This is a genomic window from Telluria sp. ZT3P26 (assembly GCF_059686035.1).
Window position 1 is genome coordinate 24,690 of sequence record NZ_JCASII010000003.1, and the last position, 22,909, is coordinate 47,598.

Below are 22,909 nucleotides of genomic sequence, written 5' to 3' on the forward strand. Positions count from 1 at the left end.
TGCTTCTGCCCAGGCAAAGTTCCCTGAATCCCGTTCGACACTTGTGACACCTGACAAGCCGTTGTAGTGACAGCGTGCCAAGATGTGCTTCCTCGAGAATCGCATTGCAGGGACAGGAGATCCATGTGGACAGCGCCAGCGAATTCCTGCGCATGTTGCAGAGCGAACAATCGCTGTCGGCGGCGCACCGGCCGATCCGGCTGCGTTTAGGGCTTGCCGATCATCCGTTCGATACGATCCTCTTTCCACAGCGCGTCACTGGCAGCGAAGCCATCTGCGGTGGCCTCGACTACACCGTCACCTGCGTTGCCGCCACCCCGCGCCTGCCGCTCAAGGCACTGATCGCGCTGCCGGCCGAGATCGCGTTCGTCACTGACCGCGGCGGCTTGCGCTGCGCCTGCGGCATCGTGGCCGAGGCACGCGCCGGGGATGTCGATGGCAGCCTCGGGGTCTACCAGCTGGTGATCCGCGACGCGCTGGCCATCATGGAAAAACGTGTCAACAGCCGCGTGTTTCGCGGCCAGAACGAACTGCAGATCGTGCAGGTGTTGTTCGACGAATGGCGCCAGTCCAGCAGCGTCCTGGCCAGCGCCTTCGCGTATGAACTCGATCCCCTGTTCGACCAGCGCCAGTTTCCGCCGCGCGAGCAGACCATGCAATACAACGAGTCCGACGCCGCGTTCGTGCGCCGCCTGTTGCGCCGGCGCGGCGTGGCGTGGACGTTCCGGCCCGGGCACGCGCGTTCCGTGGCGACAACCGGCGCGCATGCGGCGCCGCCGGCCCACACGCTGGTGCTGTTCAACGATCCCGATGCATTGCCCCGCAACAGTGCCGGCACGGTGCGTTACCACCAGGGTGGCGCCGCCGAAGAGCGCGACACGATCGTCTCGTGGTGCGCTGCGCGCCGCCTGCAGGCCGGCAGCACGACACGGCACAGCTGGGATTACCGCAATCCGCTCGGCACCCAGTTCATGACCGCCACCGCGCAGGGCATGGCCGACCAGGGTGGCCAGGGCAATGCGCTGGCCGCCAGCCTGGACGACTACCAGGTCGAGATGCCGCATGCGGGTAACGATGTCGAAGATCACTGGCGCCTGGGCCAGCTGCGCATGAACCGGCACGAGCTCGACACCAAGTGCTTCCACGGCGTGGGCACGGTGCGCGACCTGCGCGCCGGCGAGTGGTTCACGCTCACCGGCCACCCGGAGATCGACACGCACCCTGCGCCGGAACGGGACTTCGTCATCACCGCCTTGCACGTCGAGGCCGAAAACAACCTGCCGCTGGATGTCGCGACGCGTCTGCAGCGCCTGATGGGCACGTCGCTGCCGGGCGCCGATAGCACATTGCCGGCTGCCGGGACCACGGGCGCTCTGCTTCGCGTGCGGGTCAGTTTCGACGCAGTGCGCCGCGGCATCGTGCTGGCGCCCGGTTTTGATCCGCGCGCCGACCTGCCGCATCCGCAACTGCAAAGCGCCATCGTGACCGGCCCGCCTGGCGAAGAAGTGCATTGCGATGCGCTGGGCAGGGTCAAGATCCGGTTTCCCGGCATGCGCACGGACGACCACCAGCACGCGCATGGGGCAGGGGCGTCCGACACGCCGGCCGACTCGGCCTGGGTGCGCGTCGCGTCCAACTGGGCCGGCGCCGGCCCCGGCAGCCAGCAGCAATCGGGCACGCTGTGCATGCCGCGCGTGGGCACCGAAGTGCTGGTGGCGTTCATGGGCGGCGACCCTGACCGCCCGGTGATCCTGTCGCAACTGTACAACCAGCGCGCGCAGCCGCCGGCACTGAGCCGTGCCGGCGCGTTGCCGGGCAACCGTTTCCTGTCGGGCATGCGCAGTCGCGAAGTGGGCGGCGCGCGCGGCGGCCAGCTGCTGTTCGACGACACGCCGGGCCAGATCGGCGTGCAACTGGCCAGCGAACACGCTGCGGCCGAACTCAATCTCGGCTGGCTGGCCGAACCACGCGTGGATGGCAAGGGCGGCGCACGCGGTGAAGGGGCCGAGCTTCGCAGCAGCAAGGCGGTCGCCGTGCGCGGCGGCGAAGGCATCCTGCTGAGTGCGGGCAGTACGGAGACCGGAGCAGATGCGCAGCTCGAGCGGGGCGCACTCGTCGGGATCGCCGAGGTCATGCACGGTGTGCTCGATGAGCTGGCCCGGCTGGCCAATGCACACGGCGAAGACCAGCAGGCCAGGCCGCGCATGGACGAACTCGCCGAGCGCCTGCGCCGCTGGCATGATGGTTCCAACGTGGCGCCGCATCCGGCGGTGTTGGGAACGGGAACGGCGGCCGCGCCGGGCGGTGCGTCGATGGTGGCGGTCAGCGCGCCGGCCGGCATCGTGCTTGCCAGCGATGACGCCATCGCGCTTGGAGCGCGCACCAAGATCGACATCGTCTCGGCCGGCGACACCGAGGCAGCCGCCGGCGGCAGCCTGTTCCTGCGCGCGGCGCGTGCCCTGAGCCTGTTCGCATACGACCTCGGCATCAAGCTGATCGCGGCGCGCGGCGACATCATCGTCGAAACCCACAAGGGCGATATCGAGATCAAGTCGTCCAACCGGATACGCCTGATTGCCGCCACCGGGATCGAGCTCGAAGCGCCGTCGGTCAAAGTGGTGTCGCAAGGCACGCAAACCGACTGGAACGGCGGCACGATCACGCACCAGAGCAGCGGCAACCATGTCATCAAGGCCGCCAGCGTCGACTACCTGACGGGCGGCGATGGTATGCCGGCCGGCCTGCGGCTGCCGGCAACCACGCTGGAAACTGACGAGCGCGTGGTGGTCATCGACCGCCAGACCAATCTGCCGGCCCGGGGCCAGCGCTACGTCGCGCGGCACGAGGACGGCACCAGCATCGACGGCATCACTGACGACGAAGGCCGCACCAGTATCCTGCACAGCTACGCGATGGGCGATATCGAAATCCGCCTGTTGCCCGATGAGAATGCCGGCGAACCGGCTCCAGGTTCGACGGACCGGGCATGACTGAGCCGACCCGTCCGATCCACCAGCCCGTGGTCGCGCGCGATGGCAGCCTGGTGGCGCACACGGTCGCCACACCGGTCGCGTTCAAGGTGCGCGCACGCGTCACGGTCGGTTCGCGCAAGGTCATTCCCGTCATCTTCGTGCCGGGCACCATGGGCTCGAACCTGCGCGCGCGTGCCGACATGCAGCAGCGTGATGACGCCGTGCTGCGGCCCGGCGAGGCCGCCTGGCGGCCACCGAACGATTTCACGGGCAAATACCGCGAGGCGGATCTGTGGGAAACGCGCGCGCCCTCGATCCGGCAGCGCATCCTGGACCCGGCCATCCTCGAGGTGGACCCCGACGGCGAGCTGGATTTTCCGCCGTGCGCACTGGATGCCGCCGTCATGCGCGAGCGGGGCTGGGGTGAAATCCACGCCGATTCGTATGGTGCCGTGCTGGCTGACCTGCAACGCCACCTCGACAAGACGTTCCAGCTGTCGCCGCGTGGCGCGCGCCTGGTGCGCCAGCACTGGCAACGGGTCATGCGCTGCGATCCCGAACGCTGGGGCGTGCGACAGATCGATCATGTCACCGAAGCCGAACTGGAGAAATTCGCCGGCTACCAGTATCCGGTGTACGCATTCGGCTACAACTGGCTGGCGTCGTGCGACCTGGCGGCGCACGGCTTGCGCGCGCGCATCGATCGGATCCGCGCCTTCTGGACCGAGCGCAAGCACACCTGCCGCCATGTGATCCTGGTGACGCACTCGATGGGCGGGCTGGTGGCACGCGCGTGCGCACGTCTGAGCGAGACGTCGGGCGCATCGGATATCGCAGGCATCGTGCATGCGGTGATGCCCGCGCTGGGCGCGCCCGTGGCGTACCGGCGCATCGCGTGCGGCACCGAGGCTGGCAACTTCACCAACGGGCCACTGGCCAATCTGGCCGCTTCCGGGTTCGCCGATGTGGCCGGCGACACGAGCGAACGAACGATGCCGGTCATGGCGGTGGCACCGGGCTTGTTGCAACTGCTGCCGAATCACCTGTACCCGAAACCCTGGCTGGTGATCAGGACGCTGCAGGGCGTGAGCACGCGCGAGGACAGCCGCGACATGGTGTCGCTACCGGATGGCAATCCCTACGACATGTACCGCGACATGACATCGTGGCACCGGATGATCGATCCGGGGCTGGCTGATCCCGCCAGGCGCTATGCGCACGTGAGCGGCGGCGTGCGGCGCCGGATCCTGGATGCCATCAGGGAGGCCGAGCGTTTTCATACCCATGTTCTCGCGACCGACGTGCACGGCAAGCAAACCCAGCCTTACTACCACCCGCATTCGTATGCATTCTATGGCGCGGACAAGGCGCTCAAGGCCTACGGTCAGATTCGCTGGGTGGCACGCATGCCAGCCCACAATCGCGCGGCGCTGACGCCGGCCAATCTTCGCGCCGGCAAGCTCGTTTCACACGGCAGTGCCGGGATGCGTGAAGTCGAGACCGAGAACGGGGTGCGCCTGCGCTTCATGCTGTGGCCGCAGGATGCCCCTGGCGACGAGACAGTGCCTGCGCAATCCGGTGCCGGCCCCGCATCCTATGTGCGGCGGACCTTTGCTGCCGCCGGGTTCCGTCATCAGGACAGCTTCCAGCACGATGATTTGCTGCTGCTGACGCGGCATCTCATCGTCAAGATCGTCCAGGAAGTCCGATGAGGCGGCTCAGAAGCCGCCAGGTACGCTGGGTCGGTGGGGTGGTGGCATTGGTCTTGATGCTCGCGTCGTTTCTCGCCAATTCCGTGCAGACCGGGCAGGACAAGCTAAAGGTGGCAACGATGACCGGCAAGATGCAGACAGTGTGTGTGGGCCGTTTTCTGATCGATCTTCCTGCCGAGGCCAACGTGCAGCTTCGACGCGGTTTCATCAGTGGCTATGACGTCGCCAGTACCGTTCGCGAAACCGATGACGAGTTCGACGGGCGTCTGGCGCAGCTTGCTACCGGGCTTGATGACGCAAGGGCCGGGGATGGTCGTGTGGTGCTGGAATCCATCAAGACGATTGCATCCGAGGGAAAACGGGGGAAAGTGTTCGTGCACAACCGGCAGTGGGCCCAGGCGTTCGAAGGCGAGCGTATCGTCGACATCGAAAGCGTCGATCTGGAAGGGCGGCTGCGTCTGGCGCACGCGAGTATTTCGGCGAACGCCAAAGGGATGGCGCCCGGCAGCGGCGATGAGCTGGCACGTCTGTTGGGCCGGTTTCGTGCTACGCCATTCGGTGAAATTCCGACCGAGCCGGGTTTTTGCCTCGGCCACGCCATCGTGCTCGACCCGTACGAGCACCCGGAGACCGAGAGCGTGGTGATGTTCGCCGGCCTGCCTGGCCATCCTGACGTGAACATTGTCCTGTCTTCGATGGCAGGGGTGGCCCCGGCCCCGCGACTGCTCGAGCGCCATGCGGTGACGGTCGGACGCCGCCCGCTGTTCATGCAACTGGCCTTTTCGCACCTGCGCGAAGCAGCGCGCGCCATCCATGGCCTGGATGGCGACGAACTGGTGATGCGCGTCAGGGAGCCCAATTTCACAACCGGCTACTCGTTCCAGTGGGAGATGACGGGGCGCCAGGATGACGTCCATGCGCCATTGCTGATGCTCGAGCTGCACGCCGGCACCAACCCGGCCAGCGGCGGCAAGCCCGTGCAGTCGACGCTGTCAGAGGCCGCGCTGCTCGATCTGTGGGACCGGATCGCAGGCAGTCTGCGGCTGCGGCCGACCGTACCTGCCGAGGCAGTGCTGACGCAACCGGCGATCAGTGTTCCCGGCGACATTGCGCTGGCACGTGAACGGTGTCCGCAAACGGGCTGGTGGCACTGCACCGAGGCCAACGCCCGGGTCGGCGTTCTGGGCGGACGACGCCAGTTCATCGAAGCGGGTACGCAGATGCCGCAGGCGCTGCTGCTGCCGCAGGCAACCGTGTGGCAGCGGTTCAGGGGCTTGCAGCCAAGTTATGAGAGCAGAACCCCCACCCGGTGGCGCCTGGCAGACAGGCGCCATGTGCCGCGCGCGCTGGCAGCGGAGGCGCCCGATGCCGCGCCCTGCAGGTTGACTGATCGCTGACCGTCGATTCCCGGACCATGCGCAGCGCCATTCTTGCCTTTACTGCCGGCGCGGCCTGGGTCCAGATGCAACCGGCCCTGCCGGCACCAGCCGCGCTCGCGACCTGCGCGGTCGCGGCTGTGTTCCTCGGCCTGTTGCTGCGCCGGTCCGGGAGAACACTGGCCGCCAGTCTTCTGTCCGGCCTGCTGCTCGGCATCTGCTGGGCCGCGCTGCTTGCCCATCTTGCCCTGAGCCACGCGTTGCCGCGTGCGGACGAGGGGCGCGACATTGCCGTGACCGGCGTCGTCGCGAGCCTGCCGCACCGCTTCGCCGGTGGCGTGCGCTTCCAGTTCGACGTGACGCAGGTCGACACGCCAGGTGCGACCGTGCCCCCGACCATCATCCTGTCCTGGTATGGCGCCATCGCCGCCAATCCGTCGCGCGTGCATCCCGGCGAGCGCTGGCGCCTCGTCGTGCGCCTGCAGCGTCCGCACGGCAATGCCAACCCGTACGGCTTCGACTACGAGGCGTGGCTGCTCGAGCAGGGCATCCGCGCCACCGGCTACGTGCGCCCAAGTAACCAGCGCAACGCGCGCCTCGCCACGTGGACCCCGAGCGCGCGCTACGCCGTGGAACGGGCGCGGGGCTGGCTGCGCAGCCGCATCCTGGCGGTCCTGGACGGCAAGCCGTATGCGGGAGTGATCGTCGCGCTGGTGATCGGCGACCAGCGCGGCATCGACCAGGCATCGTGGGACGTGTTCAACCGGACCGGCATCAGCCATCTGGTCTCGATTTCCGGCCTGCACATCACGATGCTGGCGGGTCTGGTGGCATGGGCCGCCTCATGGTTGTGGCGCCGCTCATTCTTCACCGGTGCAGCCCTGCCGTTGCGCCTGCCGGCCCAGAAGGCGGCGGCGCTGGCCGGCGCCGTGGTGGCCTTGCTGTACGTGCTGCTGGCAGGGTTTGGCGTGCCGGCCCAGCGCACCTTCTACATGCTGGCAGTCGTGGCAGTGGCGCTGTGGTGCGGCCGGATCGCATCGATGTCGCACGTACTGTGCCTCGCGCTGGGCGTGGCCGTACTACGCGATCCGTGGGCGATGCTGTGGCCCGGCTTCTGGCTGTCGTTCGGCGCCGTCGCAGCGATCTTGTACGCGTGCAGCCGCCAGCCGGATGCGCAAACGCGCGGCTGGCGCGCCAGCCTGATGGTGGCGGCGCGAACGCAGTGGGCCGTGACGCTGGGCCTGGCGCCGCTGACGCTGCTGCTGTTCGGGCAAGTCTCGCTGGTCAGTCCCGTTGCCAATGCGGTGGCCATTCCCGTCATCAGTCTGTTCGTCACGCCGCTGGCGCTGGCGGGCAGCGTGCTGCCATCGCCGCTGGCCGATCTGGTGCTCGGCCTTGCGCACGAGGCGATGGTGGTGTTGGCGTGGCCACTGGGGTGGTTGTCCGCACCTGCGCTGGCGGTGTGGACCGCGCCGGCGCCATCACCCTGGATTCTCGTGCTGGCGCTGGCCGGCACCGCGTGGATGCTGGCGCCGCGCGGCTGGCTGCAGCGCTGGGTGGGCCTGGCCGCGTGGACGCCGCTGCTGACCCACCTGCCGGGCGCGCCGGTGGCGGGACGGTTCGACGTCACGGCCTTCGACGTCGGCCAGGGCATGGCGCTGCTGGTCGAAACGCAGCACCACCGCCTGCTGTACGACACCGGCCCGTCGTACGCGCCGGGCGCAAGTGGCGCCACGCGCGTCATCCTGCCGTATCTGCGTGGCCGCGGCATCGGCCGGCTCGATGCGCTGGTGATCTCGCACAGCGACCTCGATCACGTCGGCGGGGCCGAGGCAATTGTTCAGACAGTACAGGTGGGGCAGCTGATCTCGTCCCTGCCGCCTGGCCACCGGCTGCTGCAGAAAGCCCCGCACCCGGCCCGCTGCAGTGCGGGGCAGGGCTGGAACTGGGACGGAGTGAGTTTCGAGATGCTCGCACCCGCCGTGGCAAGCTACGCCAGCACGGGCCTGAGCGCAAACGCGCGCAGCTGCGTGCTGCGCATCAGCGCCGGTGGCGGGGCGATCCTGCTGGCTGGCGATATCGAAGCGGCGCAGGAGGCCGCGCTGCTGCGCCTTGACGCCGACCGGCTGCGCGCCGACGTGCTGCTCGCGCCACACCACGGCAGCGGCACCTCGTCGAGCGCCGCATTCCTGCAGGCGGTCGGGCCGACCGTCGGCATCTTCCAGGTGGGCTACCGCAATCGTTATCGGCACCCGCAAAAACTGGTGTATGCCCGCTACGGCGCGCTGGGCATCGAACGGGTGCGCACCGATGAGCATGGCGCCGTCACGCTGTCATTCGGGCCAGGTCTGGATGTGGCAACCTACCGCGCGACCCACGCCCGCTATTGGTACGGGCGCTGATCCTCAGTCTTCATCTTCCGGCCGAAGGCAGCGTGATGGTCACCTGCAATCCACCGCCGTCACGGTTGACCGCCACGATCTCGCCGCCATGCGCCTGCACGACGCGCTGCGCGATGGCCAGCCCGAGCCCATGCCCGTCGATGCCGGTGCGCGACGCGCCTGCCCGGAAAAACGGCTGGAAAATCGCCGGCAAATCGTCCGGCGCGATGCCGGGGCCGCGGTCGCACACGGTGACCTGCGCGACGCCGTCCACGGCGCGCACGGACACCGTCACGATGCCGCCCGACGCGCCATGTTTGGCGGCATTGCGCACGACGTTCTCGAGCGCGCTCCAGAGCAGGTCCGGATCGCCGCTCACTCCGACGCGCTCGTCGGCCTCGAACTCGACCCGCAGCGCCGCGCCGCCGGCTGCCTGGCCCGCCTGGTCCGCCTCGAAGCGCGCATCGGCGACCAACCCGTCCACCAGCTCGACCAGGTCCACCGACTCACGCCACAGCACGTCGGGCGAGGCTTCCAGGCGCGACAGCGTCAGCAGTTCACCGATCAGCTGGTCCATGCGGTTGCTTTCGCGTTCGATGCGTTCGAGCGTCATGCCGATCTTGTCCGGCTGCTGGTGCGCCAGGCCCAGCGCTGCCTGCATCCGCGCCAGCGGCGAGCGCAATTCGTGCGAGACGTCGTGCAGCAGGCGGCGCTGGCCATCCATCAGCGCGCGCAGGCGGGCGCTCATGCGGTCGAAGTCGCGGCCCAGATCGACCAGCTCGTCGCCGCTCGCGGCGCCGGGGCCGAAGCGCGGCGCCAGGTCGCCGGCGGCGGCGGCTTCGAACGCGCTGCGCAGGGCGCGGATGGGGCGCGAAAAATACCAGGCCAGCAGCGCTGCGAACAGCAGGCTGGCGAGAAGGGTGGCGCCGATCACCACGCTCTGGCCGATACGGCGTCGCGGGCCGGGCCCGGGGTCGATCGCAGGCGCCATGGGCTCGGGACCGCCCTTGTACTGCGGGCCATCCTGGCGACCGGTCTGGCGCCCGAAATTGCGCGACACGAACGCGATGTACTGCTCGCCGCCCGGTCCGACCAGGTGCCGCGCACCACGCCAGCCGTTGTTTTCACCGGCCCGGTCGCCATCACGCAGTTCGCGCTCGACTTCGTGCATCAAATCGGGCGGCACCGCGCGGCCGAGCAGCTCCTGGCGCGATGCGTCGAGCACGAACAGTTGCGGGCGCCGCATGTCGGGCAGCAGGCTGCGCAGGGCGGGCAGGCCGCCGTGGCGCAGCGTGGCGGCCGCGGCGTCCAGGGCGATGGCGGCAGGCGGGCCGCTGTCGAGCACGGGCGTGGCGCGCTGGCGTGCCTGGTCGCGCAGCCAGAATACGCCGCCCACGCCGATGGTCGCCGCCACCTGCGCCAGCAGGATACACAGGAAGAACTTCCAGAACAGGCGGCCCACGCTAGTCCTTGATCAACTGGTAGCCCTGGCGGTAGATCGTCTGCAGGCACGAGCGGCCGTCGGCCAACGGCCCCAGTTTGTGGCGCAGGCTGCTCAGGTGGACGTCGATATTGCGGTCGAAGCGCGCCAGCGGCCGGCCCAGGCCCTGTTCCGACAGGTCGTTCTTGCTGACCGGCCGGCCGGCGTTGCGGGCCAGGACTTCGAGCAGGTTGAATTCGGTGCTGGTCAGGTCGAGGTGCTGGCCGTCCCAGGTGGCGCGGCGCTGCTCGGGCAGCATCGTCAGCTTGCCGACGCTGAGCATGACGCCGGGGCCGCTCTCGGGCACCGCCTGCGTGCGGCGCAGGATGGCGCGCACGCGCGCGGTCAGCTCGCGCGGTGTACAGGGCTTGGCCACGTAATCGTCGGCGCCCAGTTCGAGGCCCAGGATGCGGTCGGCGTCGTCACCGCGCGCGGTCAGCATCAGCACCGGCATGCGGCTGCCGGCGCGGATCTGGCGCAGCGCCTCGATGCCGCCCGCGCCGGGCATCATGACATCGAGGATCGCGATGGCAAAGCCGCCGGCCAGCGCCGCGCGCGCGCCGTCCTCGCCATTGTGCACGCAGGTGACGGGAAAACCTTCCTGTTCGAGGTATTCGGCAAACATGCCGACCAGTTCGACGTCGTCGTCGATGAGTAAAACGTTGTTCATGGCGACAGGATAGCGCAGCAGGACGGCCGCGTCTGCGGTGCTTTACGCGGATTTACCTGGCTTAGACGCGCTTTACATGGCGCCGCAACACAATGGCCGCTTCCACAACACGAGAGGTCCACGATGACACGACCAGCTTCACCACGCCCCACACTGAGCGGACTACGCGCCGCGACGGCGTTTTCCGTCTGCCTGCTGGCCGCGCCCGCCGTCCTGGCCCAGCCGATGCCGCCACCGGACGGTCCTGAATATGGCGGCCCGCCGTTCGGTCAACTGCACGAGCGCGACGGCGAGCCGGGTCCGTTCGGTACGCCGCCATTCCTGCGCGGCCTGGCCCTGAGCGATGCGCAGAACGAGCGCGTCTTCACGATCCTGCACGGCCAGGCGCCCCGGCGCCGCGCGCTGGACCTTGCCGAACGCAGGGCCGACGACGCGCTGCGCGCGGTGGCACGTGCGCCCGAATTCGACGGCGCCGCCGCATCCGCCGCCGCGCAGGCGCTGGGCCAGGCGATCGCCGACCAGGAACTGCTGCGCCTGCAGACACGCGCAATGCTCAAGGCAGTGCTCACGCCGGAACAGCGTGCGCAGCTCGACGCGCCGCGTGGCATGGGCCGCAAGGCCGATGCTGAACGACACAATCGCCATCGTGGAGAAAGCGGCAAATGAAAGCAGCAGGCCATCATCAAGACACCGGCCATGAGGCCGATCACCACCACGACGCCGACCACCACCTGGGCCTAGGCGCCGACCTTGTCCGCATGCTGACCCGGACCGCCACGCGGCGCCAGTCGCTGTGCTGGCTGCTTGCCGGCGCCGGCAGTGCCGTCCTGCCGCTGGCCGGCTGCGGCGGGGGCAGCAGCGCCGACGATGGTTTCGGCCTGTCCAGCTCGACCTCGACGACGGGCGCTGCCAGCACGGGCAGCGGCAGCGCGGTGTGCTCGGTGATCCCCGAAGAAACGGGCGGCCCCTATCCGGGCGACGGCACCAACCGCAACGCCAATGGCGTGGCCAATGCGCTGATCCTGTCCGGCATCGTGCGCAGCGATCTGCGGGCCAGCGTGGCCGGCGCCAGTGGCGTGGCGGCCGGTGTGCCGCTGACGATCCGCCTGAAGATCGAAAACGTGGCGCAGGGCTGCGCGGCCGCCGCCGGCGCGACTGTCTACCTGTGGCACTGCACGCGCGAAGGCGGCTACTCGATGTACAGTAGCGGCATCGTGGGCGAGAACTACCTGCGCGGCGTGCAGGAGGCCGACAGCGACGGCTACGTCACGTTCACCACCATCTTCCCCGGCTGCTACGACGGGCGAATGCCGCACGTGCACTTCGAGGTGTACTCCACGCTGGCCAGTGCGACCAGCGCGGCCAACCGTATCAAGACATCGCAGTTCACGTTCCCGCTGGCCATCGCCAATGAGGCCTACACCAGCAGCGGTTATGCCAGCAGCGTGAGCAACCTGGCGCGCATGAGCTTTGCGCTGGATAACGTGTTCAGCGACGGCACGGCGCTGCAGATGGCGAGCGTCACGGGCACGGCCAGCCAGGGCTACAGCGCGACGCTGACAGTAGGTGTAAACATCTAAACGCGCTGCGAAGACCGGCAGTGGGGCGGCCCGTGCCATTACAATAGGCCGCTGAATCCGGCTACCGCTCCTGCCCATGTCCAAACCGCTGCTGCACTTCGCCCACGGGAACAGCTACCCGGCCGGCACCTACAACCGGCTGCTGGCCGAGCTCGCCGAACACTACGACGTGCGCACGCTCGACATGCACGGCCACGATCCGCGCTACCCGGTCGGCGACGGCTGGAACACGCTGGTCGACGAGCTGATTGCGCATCTCGACACGTATGGCCAGCCGGCGATCCTGCTGGGCCATTCGCTGGGCGGCGCACTGTGCACGATGGCGGCGCGGCGCCGGCCCGACCTGGCGCGCTGCGTCGTGATGCTCGATTCACCCGTGGTGGCCGGATGGCGCGCACTGGCCTGGCGCCTGGTCAAGCTGGCGGGGTGGGGCGCACGCCTGTCACCGGCGCGCTTCTCGTACAAGCGGCGCGAACACTGGCCCGACCGTGACGCCGCCTACCGCCATTTCCACGCCAAGTCGATCTTCCAGGCCTGGGCGCCGGGTGCGCTCGACGATTACATGGAACACGGCCTGGCGCCGCACCCTGATGGCGTCACGCTGCGTTTCCGGCGCGACGTCGAATCGGCCATTTACCAGACGCTGCCGCACCACATGGGCGCCGTGATCCGCGCGCCGTTCCCGGTGCCGGTGGGCTTCATCGCCGGCACGGCGTCCGAAGAGATGCGGCGGGCAGGGCTGGCCCCCACGCGCAAGCTGGTGGGCGAGCACCTGGTGATGATCGAAGGCGGCCATCTGTACCCACTGGAGAAGCCGGCCGAGACCGCGGAGCTGGTCCACGCGATGATCAAGCGTCTGCTGGGCGGCGCCGAGGCGGGCGGGTAGTCAATCAATCGTTGCCAAAGTCTCACGACCCGCGCCTTTTCGCGTAAAATCGCGAGATTTTCTCCCTGCTGGAAACCCAAAAATGACTATCAAGAGCGACAACTGGATCCGCCGCATGGCGCAAAGCACTGGCATGATCGAGCCATTCGAGCCGCAGCAGGTGCGCGAGCAGGATGGCCGCCGGATCATCTCGTTCGGCACCTCGTCGTACGGCTATGACATCCGCTGCGCCGATGAATTCAAGGTCTTCACCAACATCAACAGCACGATCGTCGACCCGAAGAATTTCGATTCGAACTCGTTCGTCGACATCAAGAGCGACGTCTGCATCATTCCGCCGAACTCGTTCGCGCTGGCGCGCACGATCGAATACTTCCGCATTCCGCGCAATGTGCTGACGATCTGCCTGGGCAAGTCGACCTACGCGCGCTGCGGCATCATCGTCAATGTCACGCCGTTCGAGCCGGAATGGGAAGGCTACGTCACGCTCGAGTTCTCGAACACGACCCCGCTGCCAGCGAAGATCTACGCCGGCGAAGGCTGCGCGCAGGTGCTGTTCTTCGAAAGCGATGAAGTCTGCGAAACGTCGTACAAGGACCGCGGCGGCAAGTACCAGGGCCAGAGCGGCGTGACGCTGCCGAAGACCTGAGCAACCGCACGACCATTCTGCCCCGACGACCGCCGGCCTGACGCCCTGTCAGGCCGGCGCTGCCTCCCCGATACCTTCAAGCTGCCCCCCCCATCTGCCTGGCAACACCCCCGCGCGACCCGGGCACGCCCGCGCACACTGTTTCGCACTACAATAAATCACACAGTGATTTTTAGTTTCGCTGTGCAAAACTAAAATCATGGAGACAGTGTTATGAAAGAGCAGCTTGCACCCTGCACGTCCCGCCGCATCGCCGCGCGGGTAGTCCCGTCGCTGATCGCCGTCCTGGCGTTGTCTGCCTGTGGCGGAGACGATGACGGCGCACCGCCGCTGGCAACCTCGCCGCCGGTTGCCGTCCAGCCCGAACCCCTGCGGCCGCAGGACGGGCGCACCTATGCCGTCATCGACAGCAATCTGCCATTTGCCGCGATGGCGAATGCGCCGGAGACCGACCGCTGGTGGGGCGTGCTGAACAAGGCGGGTTACCAGATCGAAGTGCCGAAGAACTGGAACGGCATGCTCGTCATGTATGCCCACGGCTACGGCGGCACGGGCCCGGTGCTGGAAGTCGCGCCGCCGGCAATCCGTCGGCATCTGGTCAGCCAGGGCTATGCGTGGGCCGCATCGAGCTACAGCACGAATTACTATGACGTGCGCGCGGGCGTCGAAGACACCAACGCGCTGGCACTGGCCTTCCGCGATATCGCCGGCAAGAACGGCCGCACGCTGGCAGCGCCGGTCAAAACCTACATCATTGGCAACTCGATGGGTGGCCACGTCACGGCGGCCGCGGTGGACGAGGAAAACATCGAGACGGCCATCAACAAGATCCGCTATCACGGTGCGGTGCCGATGTGCGGCGTGCTGGGCGACACGGAACTGTACGATTACTTCGCGGCCTACCAGACCGCCGCCATGGTGGAAGCCGGCATGCCGGCCACGCGCTGGCCGCCGGCCGACTGGGCCACCGTCGGCCCGCAGGTACGGGCGAAAATGTTCTCCAGCTTCCCGGGCGGCAGCACGCCCACCGCGCCGGCCGTGCCGACCGCGCAGGGCCTGCGGCTCAAGCAGATCGTTGCCAGCCTCAGCGGGGGTAACCGTCCGCTGTTCGACTACGCGTATGCCAGCGCGTACCAGGCCACGGTCTGGGGCACGTTCGGCCGCGACGGCAAGATGCAGGGCATCCTGCTGGATGTTGTCGTGACCACGAACGACATCTTCTTCCAGCTCGATGCCGACCCGGGCATCAGCGCCGACGAGGTTGCCTACAATGCGGGCATCTTCCGCGTGCCTGCCACACCGGGCGCCAACCGGCTACGCCGCGACGGCCTGCGCTGGGTGCCGAAGACGAATGCGCGGATCACCGTGCCGGTCGTGACCATCCATACGCTGGGCGACCTGTACGTGCCATTCAAGATGGAGCAGATCTACAAGCGCCGCGCCGATGCACTCGGCACGTCGAACCTGCTGGTCCAGCGTGCCATCCGGGGCATCGCCCACTGCGATTTCACGATCGCCGAACAGGCTTCAGCGTTCGACGCGATGGTCAAATGGGAACAGCAGGGCGTCAAACCCGAGGGCGACGACGTGCTGACGCCGTCCATCGTGGCCGATCCGCAGTACGGCTGCAAATTCACCGACAACACGCCGTCGGTGGACGACAGCCGTGCGTTGCTGGCCACGCGGGCGTCCTTGCCGCAGTGCGCGCCGCGCTGAGCACGCACGCTTGATGCAACAACGCCAGCCGGATGGCTGGCGTTGTCAGTGGCCCGCGCGCGCAGCGGCGCGCAGTTTGCGGGATCAGTCGTCCTGGCGTACGCAGTCGACGAAGTAACCGCGCTTGCCATCGACTTCACGCTTGACCAGTCCGTGCACGTCGGTCTCGAAGCCCGGGAAGCGCTCGTTGAAGTCACGTGCGAAGCGCAGGTAATCCACGATCGTGCGGTTGAAGCGCTCGCCCGGGATCAGCAGTGGAATGCCCGGCGGGTACGGCGTGAGCAGGATCGCGGTGATGCGGCCTTCGAGTTCGTCGATCGCCACGCGCTCGATCTTGCGGTGCGCCATGTGCGCAAACGCGTCCGATGGCTTCATCGCCGGGATCATGTCCGACAGGTACATCTCGGTCGTCAGGCGTGCCACGTCGTGCGACTTGTAGAACGTGTGGATTTCGGTGCACAGGTCGCGCAGGCCGTGCATTTCGTAACGCGGGTTGGCCGCGGCGAACTGCGGCATCGCGCGCCACATCTGGGCGTTGCGGTCGTAATCGTCCTTGAACTGCTGCAGCGCCGTGACCAGCGTGTTCCAGCGGCCCTTGGTGATGCCGATCGTAAACATGATGAAGAACGAGTACAGGCCGCACTTCTCGATGATGACGCCGTGCTCGGCCAGGTACTTGGTGACGATCGAGGCCGGAATGCCGGTCTCGCCGAACTGGCCCGACAGGTTCAGGCCCGGCGTGACGATGGTCGCCTTGATCGGGTCGAGCATATTGAAGCCCGGGGCCAGATTGCCGAAACCGTGCCACGATTCTTCGGCGCGGATCATCCAGTCGTCCTGGGTGCCGATGCCTTCTTCCGAGAACTTGTCCGGGCCCCAGACCTGGAACCACCAGTCGTCGCCGAAGTCCGCATCGACCTTCTTCATCGCGCGGCGGAAGTCCAGCGCTTCCAGGATCGATTCTTCGACCAGCGCGGTGCCGCCTGGTGCTTCCATCATCGCGGCAGCGACGTCGCACGACGCGATGATCGAATACTGCGGCGAGGTCGACGTGTGCATCAGGTACGCTTCGTTGAACGCATCCTGGTCGAGCTTGACCGACTGCGATTCGCGTACCAGCACCTGCGACGCCTGCGACAGGCCGGCCAGCAGCTTGTGCGTGGATTGCGTCGAGAAGATCATCGACTCTTTCGCGCGCGGACGGTTCTGGCCGATCGCGTGCATGTTCTTGTAGAAGTCGTGGAACGTCGCATGCGGCAGCCACGCTTCGTCGAAGTGCAGCGTGTCGATCTTACCGTCGAGCATTTCGCGCAGCGTCTCGACGTTGTAGACCACGCCGTCGTAGGTCGACTGGGTGATGGTCAGGATGCGCGGCTTCTTGTTGACGGCTTCGCGCGCGAACGGATTGGCTTCGATCTTGCGGGCGATCGATTCGGGCGTGAACTCGGACAGCGGGATCGGGCCGATGATGCCGAGGTTGTTCCGGGTCGGCATCAGGAACACGGGAATCGCGCCGCACATGATGATCGAGTGCAGGATCGACTTGTGGCAGTTGCGGTCGACGACGACGATGTCGCCCGGCGCAACGGTCGAGTGCCAGACCATCTTGTTCGAGGTCGAGGTGCCGTTGGTGACGAAGTAGCAATGGTCGGCGCCATAGATGCGCGCGGCATTGCGCTCGGACTTGGCGATCGGGCCCGTGTGGTCGAGCAGCTGGCCGAGTTCTTCAACCGCGTTGCAGACGTCGGCGCGCAGCATGTTCTCGCCGAAGAACTGGTGGAACATCTGGCCGATCGGCGACTTCAGGAACGCGACGCCGCCCGAGTGGCCAGGGCAGTGCCACGAGTACGAGCCGTCGTACGCGTAGTTGACCAGCGCGCGGAAGAACGGCGGCGCCAGGCTGTCCAGATAGGCCTTGGCTTCGCGGATGATGTGACGCGCGACGAATTCGGGCGTGTCTTCGAACATGTGGATGAAGCCGTGCAGTTCTTTCAGCACGTCGTTCGGGATGTGACGGCTGGTGCGCGTCTCGCCATAGATATAGATCGGGATGTCCGCATTCTTGTGGCGGATTTCCTTGACGAAGGCGCGCAGGCCGACCAGTGCCGAATCGGTGTCTTCGAGCGAGCCGCTGCCGAATTCCTCGTCATCGATCGACAGGACGAATGCCGATGCGCGCGACTGCTGCTGGGCGAACTGGGACAGGTCGCCATAGCTGGTCACGCCAACGACCTCCATGCCTTCTTGTTCCATCGCCGCCGCGAGGGCGCGAATGCCAAGGCCGGAGGTGTTCTCCGAGCGGAAGTCCTCGTCGATGATGACGATGGGGAAACGAAATTTCATGGACAGCTCCAAAGCGAAGCGCCGTGGGGAGCGGCCGCGCCACAACGGATCATTCCGAAGTGGGGCAGGGCCGCCGCGCACGGCACCGTAGAAAATGAGTAGCGGATTTTCGCAGAAATTGCGGGTTCCGGTGCAGGTTTTTTTGTCAACTTAACTGGCAGCGTGTTTGCCAACTTGCTTGCTACAGTACCCACTCGCGGCGATCAGTGTCGCACCCTAGCTGTCCAGGCGGCGCCCGGCCCGCCGGCACCCTTCGGTCAGCAGTGCCGCGGCCAGCGCCGCGCCCAGCGGAACGGGCGACAAGGCCGTGGTGCTGCCTTCCAGGAACGCAAACAGGCCCAGCGTGATGCCGAACGTGGCAACGGCGCCGGTCAGCGTCAGCAGCCAGGTGCGGCGCGCGAGCAGCGTAATGGCAGCCAGTGAAATCGCGATCTGCTGCGCCACTGATGCCGCGGACCACTGGCGCTGGCGGTGCAGCGCTTCATCGGAGCGCTTGTTCCAGTCGCGCGACGATGCCTCCCAGCGCTCCGCTTCCTTGCGGATGACGTCTTTCTCGACCCGATAGCGCTCGACGTCCATCGTGTAGCGGCCCGTGTCGACGCCGGGCAGGGTGGCTGCCAGTTCGGCCAGGTTCTGCCGGCTCGACTTGGCCTGGTAATGGGCCCAGGCATTGGCCGCGCTGGTCTTTTCCATCGCAGCGGTGGTCTTGAACAGGCTCGCGTCGTTGTGGGACGACGTGCCCAGGAATGCAAACAGCGTGCCCACGGTGGCCAGTACCGCAATCAGGACCGCGATGCGGCCGGCAAAACCGTCGCCGCCGCGCGAACCGGTGGGGCGGTGTGCGTTGTTCATGGTGTGTCCTTGCCGGCGCGGCGCTGGTACGTGACGTAGGCGTAGTCGAATCCCGGTTCGCCGGCATCCTGCGGCTGGTGATGCGGGTCGCGGGCGGTTTCCTGCCACAGCGCCGGGTCGATCGGCGGGAAGAACGTATCGCAGGTGAAGCGGTGGTCGATGTGCGTGACGATCATGGCGTCGGCCAGGACCATCGCTGCATTGAAGATCTGTGCGCCACCGATGATGCTGGCCGGTGCGCCGTCCAGCAGCGCAATGGCGGCGTCCAGCGATGGGGCGCGCTCGGCACCGTCATGCGACCAGTCGGCATTGCGGGTGATGACGATATTGCGCCGGCCCGGCAGCGGCCGGCCAATCGAGTCAAATGTCTTGCGGCCCATGATCACTGGCTTGCCGAGCGTGACGCGCTTGAAGTGCGCCAGATCCTGCGGCAGGTGCCACGGCATGCGGTTGTCGATGCCGATGCCATTGTCGCGGTCGATGGCCACCACCAGGGTCAGCTGCGCGGTCATGGCAGGGAGCGCGCGGCGGTCGCGGCGTGAGGAACTGGCATCGGTGGGTCCTGTGTTGGCTGGTGAATCGAGACCTTGCATGATACCAATATTTATACGGTTTATCGACGGCCGTGGGGTCAAACTCACAGGTATTGACCGTATTGACAACAGGTTTGCGCCCCGTATGCAACTGCAGCACCGGCATCACGTTGTCGTGTGCGCCAGAGGACGGCGGTTCGCCGTATCGTTGAAAGAGTAATAAAAGGTAAGCAGTATGTACTGTCTCCAAGTGGCCGGGGTAAGGTCGCTGCCAGGTTGGTGTCGGCGGCGCAGGCCGCCTCGCACATGCCACTTCGGGCCATATCCAGGCATGACAGCGTGTCACATCGATGCACGGCAGGCATGGAATCTGAGTGGATTGCAGCGAGGGAAATTCCGTTGCTAGTTGTAATTTATATATTTTGCTGCGTCGCGTCAAAACTAATGACTTTGAAGCTCAATTAGCATATAGTCTAGTTATGTTATTGATGTGCATCAAATGATGCAAAAATATTTTGCTCAAATTTTTGGTGCAGTCAGTTTCATTTTTTTCTTTTTGAGTGGTACGCGTTTCGCGGCGCTGCAGCAAACAATTGGATGAGGCAAGCAAATCCAGCGCCATGACATGCGTGGAGGCGGTTTCCGGTAATAGCAATGCGCGCTGCGCACATGGCCAATCGAGCCTGGATTGTGGTCGCAAGCGTTCGCGAAGGTGCTCGTACGACGGCGCGCCTGCCGGGAAATATTGCGCACCTTATTCAATTCATGATGATTGGATCTGTCACGATGAATAACTTCGACCCTGCTGCAACTGTCGGCGAGCACGACAAGCATCGATCGCAAGCCGCTGCTGGCGACCTCGGTTCACTGCTGAAAAAGGGCAGTGCGCAATCGTCCGCCAGGTACTGGCTGCCGTTTTTCATCAATCTGCTCAAGGTCTCCGATATCGTCGTCCTGCTGTTCGCGGGCTTCGGCGGCTTCTTCGTGCGCTTCGGGCTGGACGCCAAGCTGACCACGGCTGGCCACCTCTTCATCTACTTGAGCACGCTCGTTATCATCGTGTCGCTGCACTGCGCGCAAGCGTACCGGGAGCGCGAAATCCTCACGCTGAACGCGCTCCTGAGCAAGCTGGGTCTGGGTTTTTTTGCTGGTATTTCCCTGATCATGATCGTCGGGTACCTATCCGGCACCTTGTCGGACTATTCGCGCGTCTGGGTCGCAACCAGTGCCTGCGCCTGGTTCGTGCTGCTGCTGGCCAATCGGCTCATCCTCACACGCATGATCTATCGTGCGCGCATGGCGAACATGCTCGACGAGTCAATCATTATTGTCGGCGCCAACGAGCGCGCCGAGTTGATTGTCAATGCGATCAGGAGCAGCGGCCATGCGAACATCCGGGTGCTCGGCGTATTCGACGACCGCGTCGAGCGTGGCATTCCATCGACGCTGCGCCAGCACATGCTCGGCTCCACCTGCACGATGCTCGATTACATCCGCGCCAATCCTGTCGATCGTGTCGTGGTAGCGCTACCCTGGCTGGCGACGGAACGGGTCGAAGCCCTGCTCACGAAGTTGCGTACCGTGCCGGTCCGGATCGACCTGGTGCCGAACAATGTCGTCTGGCAATTCCCATCCATCAATATGGAGCGACTTGCGGGGGTGCCTGTACTGACCATCGCGAACAGCCGCGTTGGCGAGCAGATGGGGCGGCTCAAACGAGCCGAAGATCTCGTGATCTCAAGCATCCTGCTAGCTTTGGTCAGCCCGGTGCTGGCAATCATAGCGCTGGCGATCAAGCTGGATAGCCCGGGCCCGGTGATCTTCAAGCAGCGGCGCCATGGTTTCAACAACCATGAATTCGAGGTCTGGAAGTTTCGCTCGATGAAATTCGACGACTGTGCCAGCGGTGAAGTCAAGCAGGCAACGCGCCACGACAGCCGGGTCACACGTGTCGGTGGCTTCCTGCGCCGCAGCAGCCTGGACGAATTGCCGCAGCTCTTTAACGTGCTGTTCGGGCACATGTCGATCGTCGGCCCCCGGCCGCACGCGATCAAGCACAACCTGGAATTCGGCGCCATTATTTCGGAATATTATGCTCGTCACAACGTCAAGCCGGGTATCACCGGTTGGGCGCAAGTGAACGGCTTCCGGGGCGAGACGGATACCCTCGATAAAATGCAGCGTCGTGTCGAGCACGATCTGCATTACATCGAGCACTGGTCGCTGATGTTGGATTTCAAGATCCTTGTTATGACGGCGTTTTCGGTCTGGTTTCACAAGACTGCATATTGAGTGCTGACCAGGACGTTGATAACTCGATCGGCGTGCTGGCGGGTAAATAACTTCGGATTGGATGAGTCTTGTTTTTAACGCAGCGCTGCACAAATCATTGCCGGTCAGTTTCTACTTTCTCTGCACGCGAGTCGTCAGGCGACTGTTCTATCGCGAAGCTATTGAAGGCTGGACTGGTGACGGTGATATGCTCCACGTTCAGCATGCCTGCATTGTCAGATACGTTCCAGCCGTTTGTTCGCACCGGTGTCGAGCACGACGATAATTTGTTTCGGCGGGAGGAAGGTCAGTCGCCCGGAAACGGTGGAGACTCTGACACGGCTCGTTTGTTGGGTGGGGGTACGCGTTTCGAAATGCCTGTCAGCCGCCAGTTGTTCAGTGGTATTGCTGAAGTGGTATCCGTGAAATTCGATCGCAACCGACAACTGGACCATACTCGCAAAAATCTGAGGGGCGACTGGCACTGGTTCGTCGCCAGAAACTTTGAGGGTCATGTGGGCGGCCGCTATGTTCAAGAGTTGCCGTCCTTCGCAGATTTTGACTCAGACCAGCAAAATCTGCGTACGAACAAATTGCGTTATGCAGACGGCAGTTGGCGATTCCATTCCAGTTGGCGTCTACACGCCGGCTACGTGAAGGATGAGTACACCTACAATCTGCCATCCCAGCGCGCGAGCGCCCGAACCGAAGATGCCGTGTTGTCTGGTGCCGACTATTTGGCCCGCAGCGGTAGCACTTTCGGCTTGCAGATGCGCCGCTTGAAGGGAACGTATCCGTTCCGGTCGTCGTTTGGCGACGCCGATTTGTTTGCCAATGGCTATGTCCAGGACGAGGTAAAGATCAATGTCCTGTGGTTGGCCACGGGACGCACGCAGGTTCTGTTTCTAGGCGGCTGGGTACAGCGCAAGCAGCGGTCGGACGCCGAGCGCGCCAAGAGCGGCACCAATGCGCGCCTGATCGTCAACTGGGCACCGACCGGGCACATCAAACTGTTGGGGCAGGCGTGGCGCGAATTTTCCGCTATTGATGGCGCTCTGGTTGACAGTGCCCTGAATCAAGGCGGAAGCGCAGCAGTGACTTGGGATTTTTCGGAAAAAATCCAAGGTATCGTTGATCTAAAGCATGAGCAACGAATATTCTCGCCGTTTGGCGGATCAAGCATGCCAGTTGCATCAACGTCCTCGAGCGACAGCAGCAAGACGCAATCCGTGGGGCTAATCTACAAGCCGCTTCGCAGTGTCACGCTCAAGGCGACTGCGTTTCGGGCTGAGCGCGTGGGTAGCGCGACCGCTGGCACCAGGAGCTCGAAGGCCAACGGCGCCACCTTCAGCGCCATTCTTGAATTTAACTGAGTGAAATTTCACCGAGTGAAATTTTAATTGGTAAAATATCAATGAATGCAATAGTGAATGGCCGCTAGAACACACACCCGAATAGCATTAACGATACTTGGTAAAAGGAATTCGC

General features: G+C 65.3%; 16 protein-coding genes. 11 read left to right on the top strand and 5 right to left on the bottom strand.

Annotated elements, in window-relative coordinates:
* Positions 1 to 125 precede the first annotated feature (125 nt).
* From AC56LN_RS10920 to AC56LN_RS10935, 4 genes are read left to right on the top strand one after another with little or no spacing between them, the layout of a single operon-like run.
* Positions 126 to 2,990 carry a type VI secretion system Vgr family protein gene (locus tag AC56LN_RS10920; protein ID WP_499571657.1) on the top strand — a complete coding sequence of 955 codons (2,865 nt, stop codon included), beginning with the start codon at positions 126 to 128 and terminating at the stop codon, positions 2,988 to 2,990.
* A complete protein-coding gene (locus AC56LN_RS10925) occupies positions 2,987 to 4,684 on the top strand; it encodes an esterase/lipase family protein (RefSeq protein WP_499571658.1) in 1,698 nt (565 codons plus the stop codon). Before AC56LN_RS10920 ends, AC56LN_RS10925 begins: the two co-directional genes overlap by 4 nt.
* Positions 4,681 to 6,081 carry a T6SS immunity protein Tli4 family protein gene (locus tag AC56LN_RS10930; protein ID WP_499571660.1) on the top strand — a complete coding sequence of 467 codons (1,401 nt, stop codon included), beginning with the start codon at positions 4,681 to 4,683 and terminating at the stop codon, positions 6,079 to 6,081. The genes AC56LN_RS10925 and AC56LN_RS10930 overlap by 4 nt, the downstream gene beginning before the upstream one ends.
* A gap of 17 nt (positions 6,082 to 6,098) precedes the next feature.
* Positions 6,099 to 8,462 (top strand): DNA internalization-related competence protein ComEC/Rec2, encoded by a 2,364-nt coding sequence (locus tag AC56LN_RS10935; protein ID WP_499571662.1) that lies wholly within the window; start codon positions 6,099 to 6,101, stop codon positions 8,460 to 8,462.
* Between the two features lie 10 nt (positions 8,463 to 8,472).
* Here the strand turns inward: AC56LN_RS10935 and AC56LN_RS10940 are convergent, their stop codons facing one another.
* Both AC56LN_RS10940 and AC56LN_RS10945 read right to left on the bottom strand, forming a co-directional pair.
* Entirely contained in the window at positions 8,473 to 9,903 is a 1,431-nt protein-coding gene (locus AC56LN_RS10940) for a sensor histidine kinase (RefSeq protein WP_499571664.1), read from the bottom strand.
* Between the two features lies 1 nt (position 9,904).
* Positions 9,905 to 10,591, bottom strand: coding sequence for a response regulator (locus AC56LN_RS10945; protein ID WP_499571666.1), 687 nt, complete (start codon positions 10,589 to 10,591; stop codon positions 9,905 to 9,907).
* A gap of 123 nt (positions 10,592 to 10,714) precedes the next feature.
* Here AC56LN_RS10945 and AC56LN_RS10950 point away from each other — a divergent pair, with 123 nt between their 5' ends.
* From AC56LN_RS10950 to AC56LN_RS10970, 5 genes are all read left to right on the top strand, one after another.
* Positions 10,715 to 11,257: a Spy/CpxP family protein refolding chaperone gene (locus AC56LN_RS10950; RefSeq protein ID WP_499571668.1), complete on the top strand. Its 543-nt coding sequence runs from the start codon at positions 10,715 to 10,717 to the stop codon at positions 11,255 to 11,257.
* Positions 11,254 to 12,171 carry a dioxygenase family protein gene (locus AC56LN_RS10955; protein WP_499571670.1) on the top strand — a complete coding sequence of 306 codons (918 nt, stop codon included), beginning with the start codon at positions 11,254 to 11,256 and terminating at the stop codon, positions 12,169 to 12,171. Before AC56LN_RS10950 ends, AC56LN_RS10955 begins: the two co-directional genes overlap by 4 nt.
* Before the next feature lie 76 nt (positions 12,172 to 12,247).
* Complete coding sequence (locus AC56LN_RS10960; RefSeq protein ID WP_499571672.1) at positions 12,248 to 13,057, top strand: alpha/beta fold hydrolase; 810 nt, start codon at positions 12,248 to 12,250, stop codon at positions 13,055 to 13,057.
* Positions 13,058 to 13,139: 82 nt separating this feature from the next.
* Positions 13,140 to 13,706, top strand: coding sequence for a dCTP deaminase (gene dcd / locus AC56LN_RS10965; protein WP_367608655.1), 567 nt, complete (start codon positions 13,140 to 13,142; stop codon positions 13,704 to 13,706).
* Between the two features lie 213 nt (positions 13,707 to 13,919).
* Positions 13,920 to 15,422 carry an alpha/beta hydrolase gene (locus tag AC56LN_RS10970; RefSeq protein WP_499571674.1) on the top strand — a complete coding sequence of 501 codons (1,503 nt, stop codon included), beginning with the start codon at positions 13,920 to 13,922 and terminating at the stop codon, positions 15,420 to 15,422.
* A gap of 84 nt (positions 15,423 to 15,506) precedes the next feature.
* Here AC56LN_RS10970 and AC56LN_RS10975 read toward each other — a convergent pair whose 3' ends face one another.
* From AC56LN_RS10975 to AC56LN_RS10985, 3 genes are all read right to left on the bottom strand, one after another.
* The gene (locus AC56LN_RS10975) at positions 15,507 to 17,765 is read right to left on the bottom strand and encodes an Orn/Lys/Arg family decarboxylase (RefSeq protein WP_482898597.1); all 2,259 of its coding nucleotides are present in this window, start codon (positions 17,763 to 17,765) and stop codon (positions 15,507 to 15,509) included.
* Between the two features lie 216 nt (positions 17,766 to 17,981).
* A complete protein-coding gene (locus AC56LN_RS10980) occupies positions 17,982 to 18,617 on the bottom strand; it encodes a DUF4337 domain-containing protein (RefSeq protein ID WP_499571676.1) in 636 nt (211 codons plus the stop codon).
* Positions 18,614 to 19,129, bottom strand: a complete 516-nt coding sequence (locus AC56LN_RS10985) for a dihydrofolate reductase (protein WP_499572472.1) — start codon at positions 19,127 to 19,129, stop codon at positions 18,614 to 18,616. Before AC56LN_RS10985 ends, AC56LN_RS10980 begins: the two co-directional genes overlap by 4 nt.
* 675 nt (positions 19,130 to 19,804) lie before the next feature.
* Here AC56LN_RS10985 and AC56LN_RS10990 point away from each other — a divergent pair.
* Together AC56LN_RS10990 and epsL are read left to right on the top strand one after the other, a co-directional pair.
* Entirely contained in the window at positions 19,805 to 21,442 is a 1,638-nt protein-coding gene (locus AC56LN_RS10990) for an undecaprenyl-phosphate glucose phosphotransferase (RefSeq protein ID WP_499571678.1), read from the top strand.
* Between the two features lie 182 nt (positions 21,443 to 21,624).
* Positions 21,625 to 22,794, top strand: coding sequence for an XrtB/PEP-CTERM-associated polysaccharide biosynthesis outer membrane protein EpsL (gene epsL, locus AC56LN_RS10995; protein ID WP_499572474.1), 1,170 nt, complete (start codon positions 21,625 to 21,627; stop codon positions 22,792 to 22,794).
* The last annotated feature ends 115 nt before the right edge of the window (positions 22,795 to 22,909 follow it).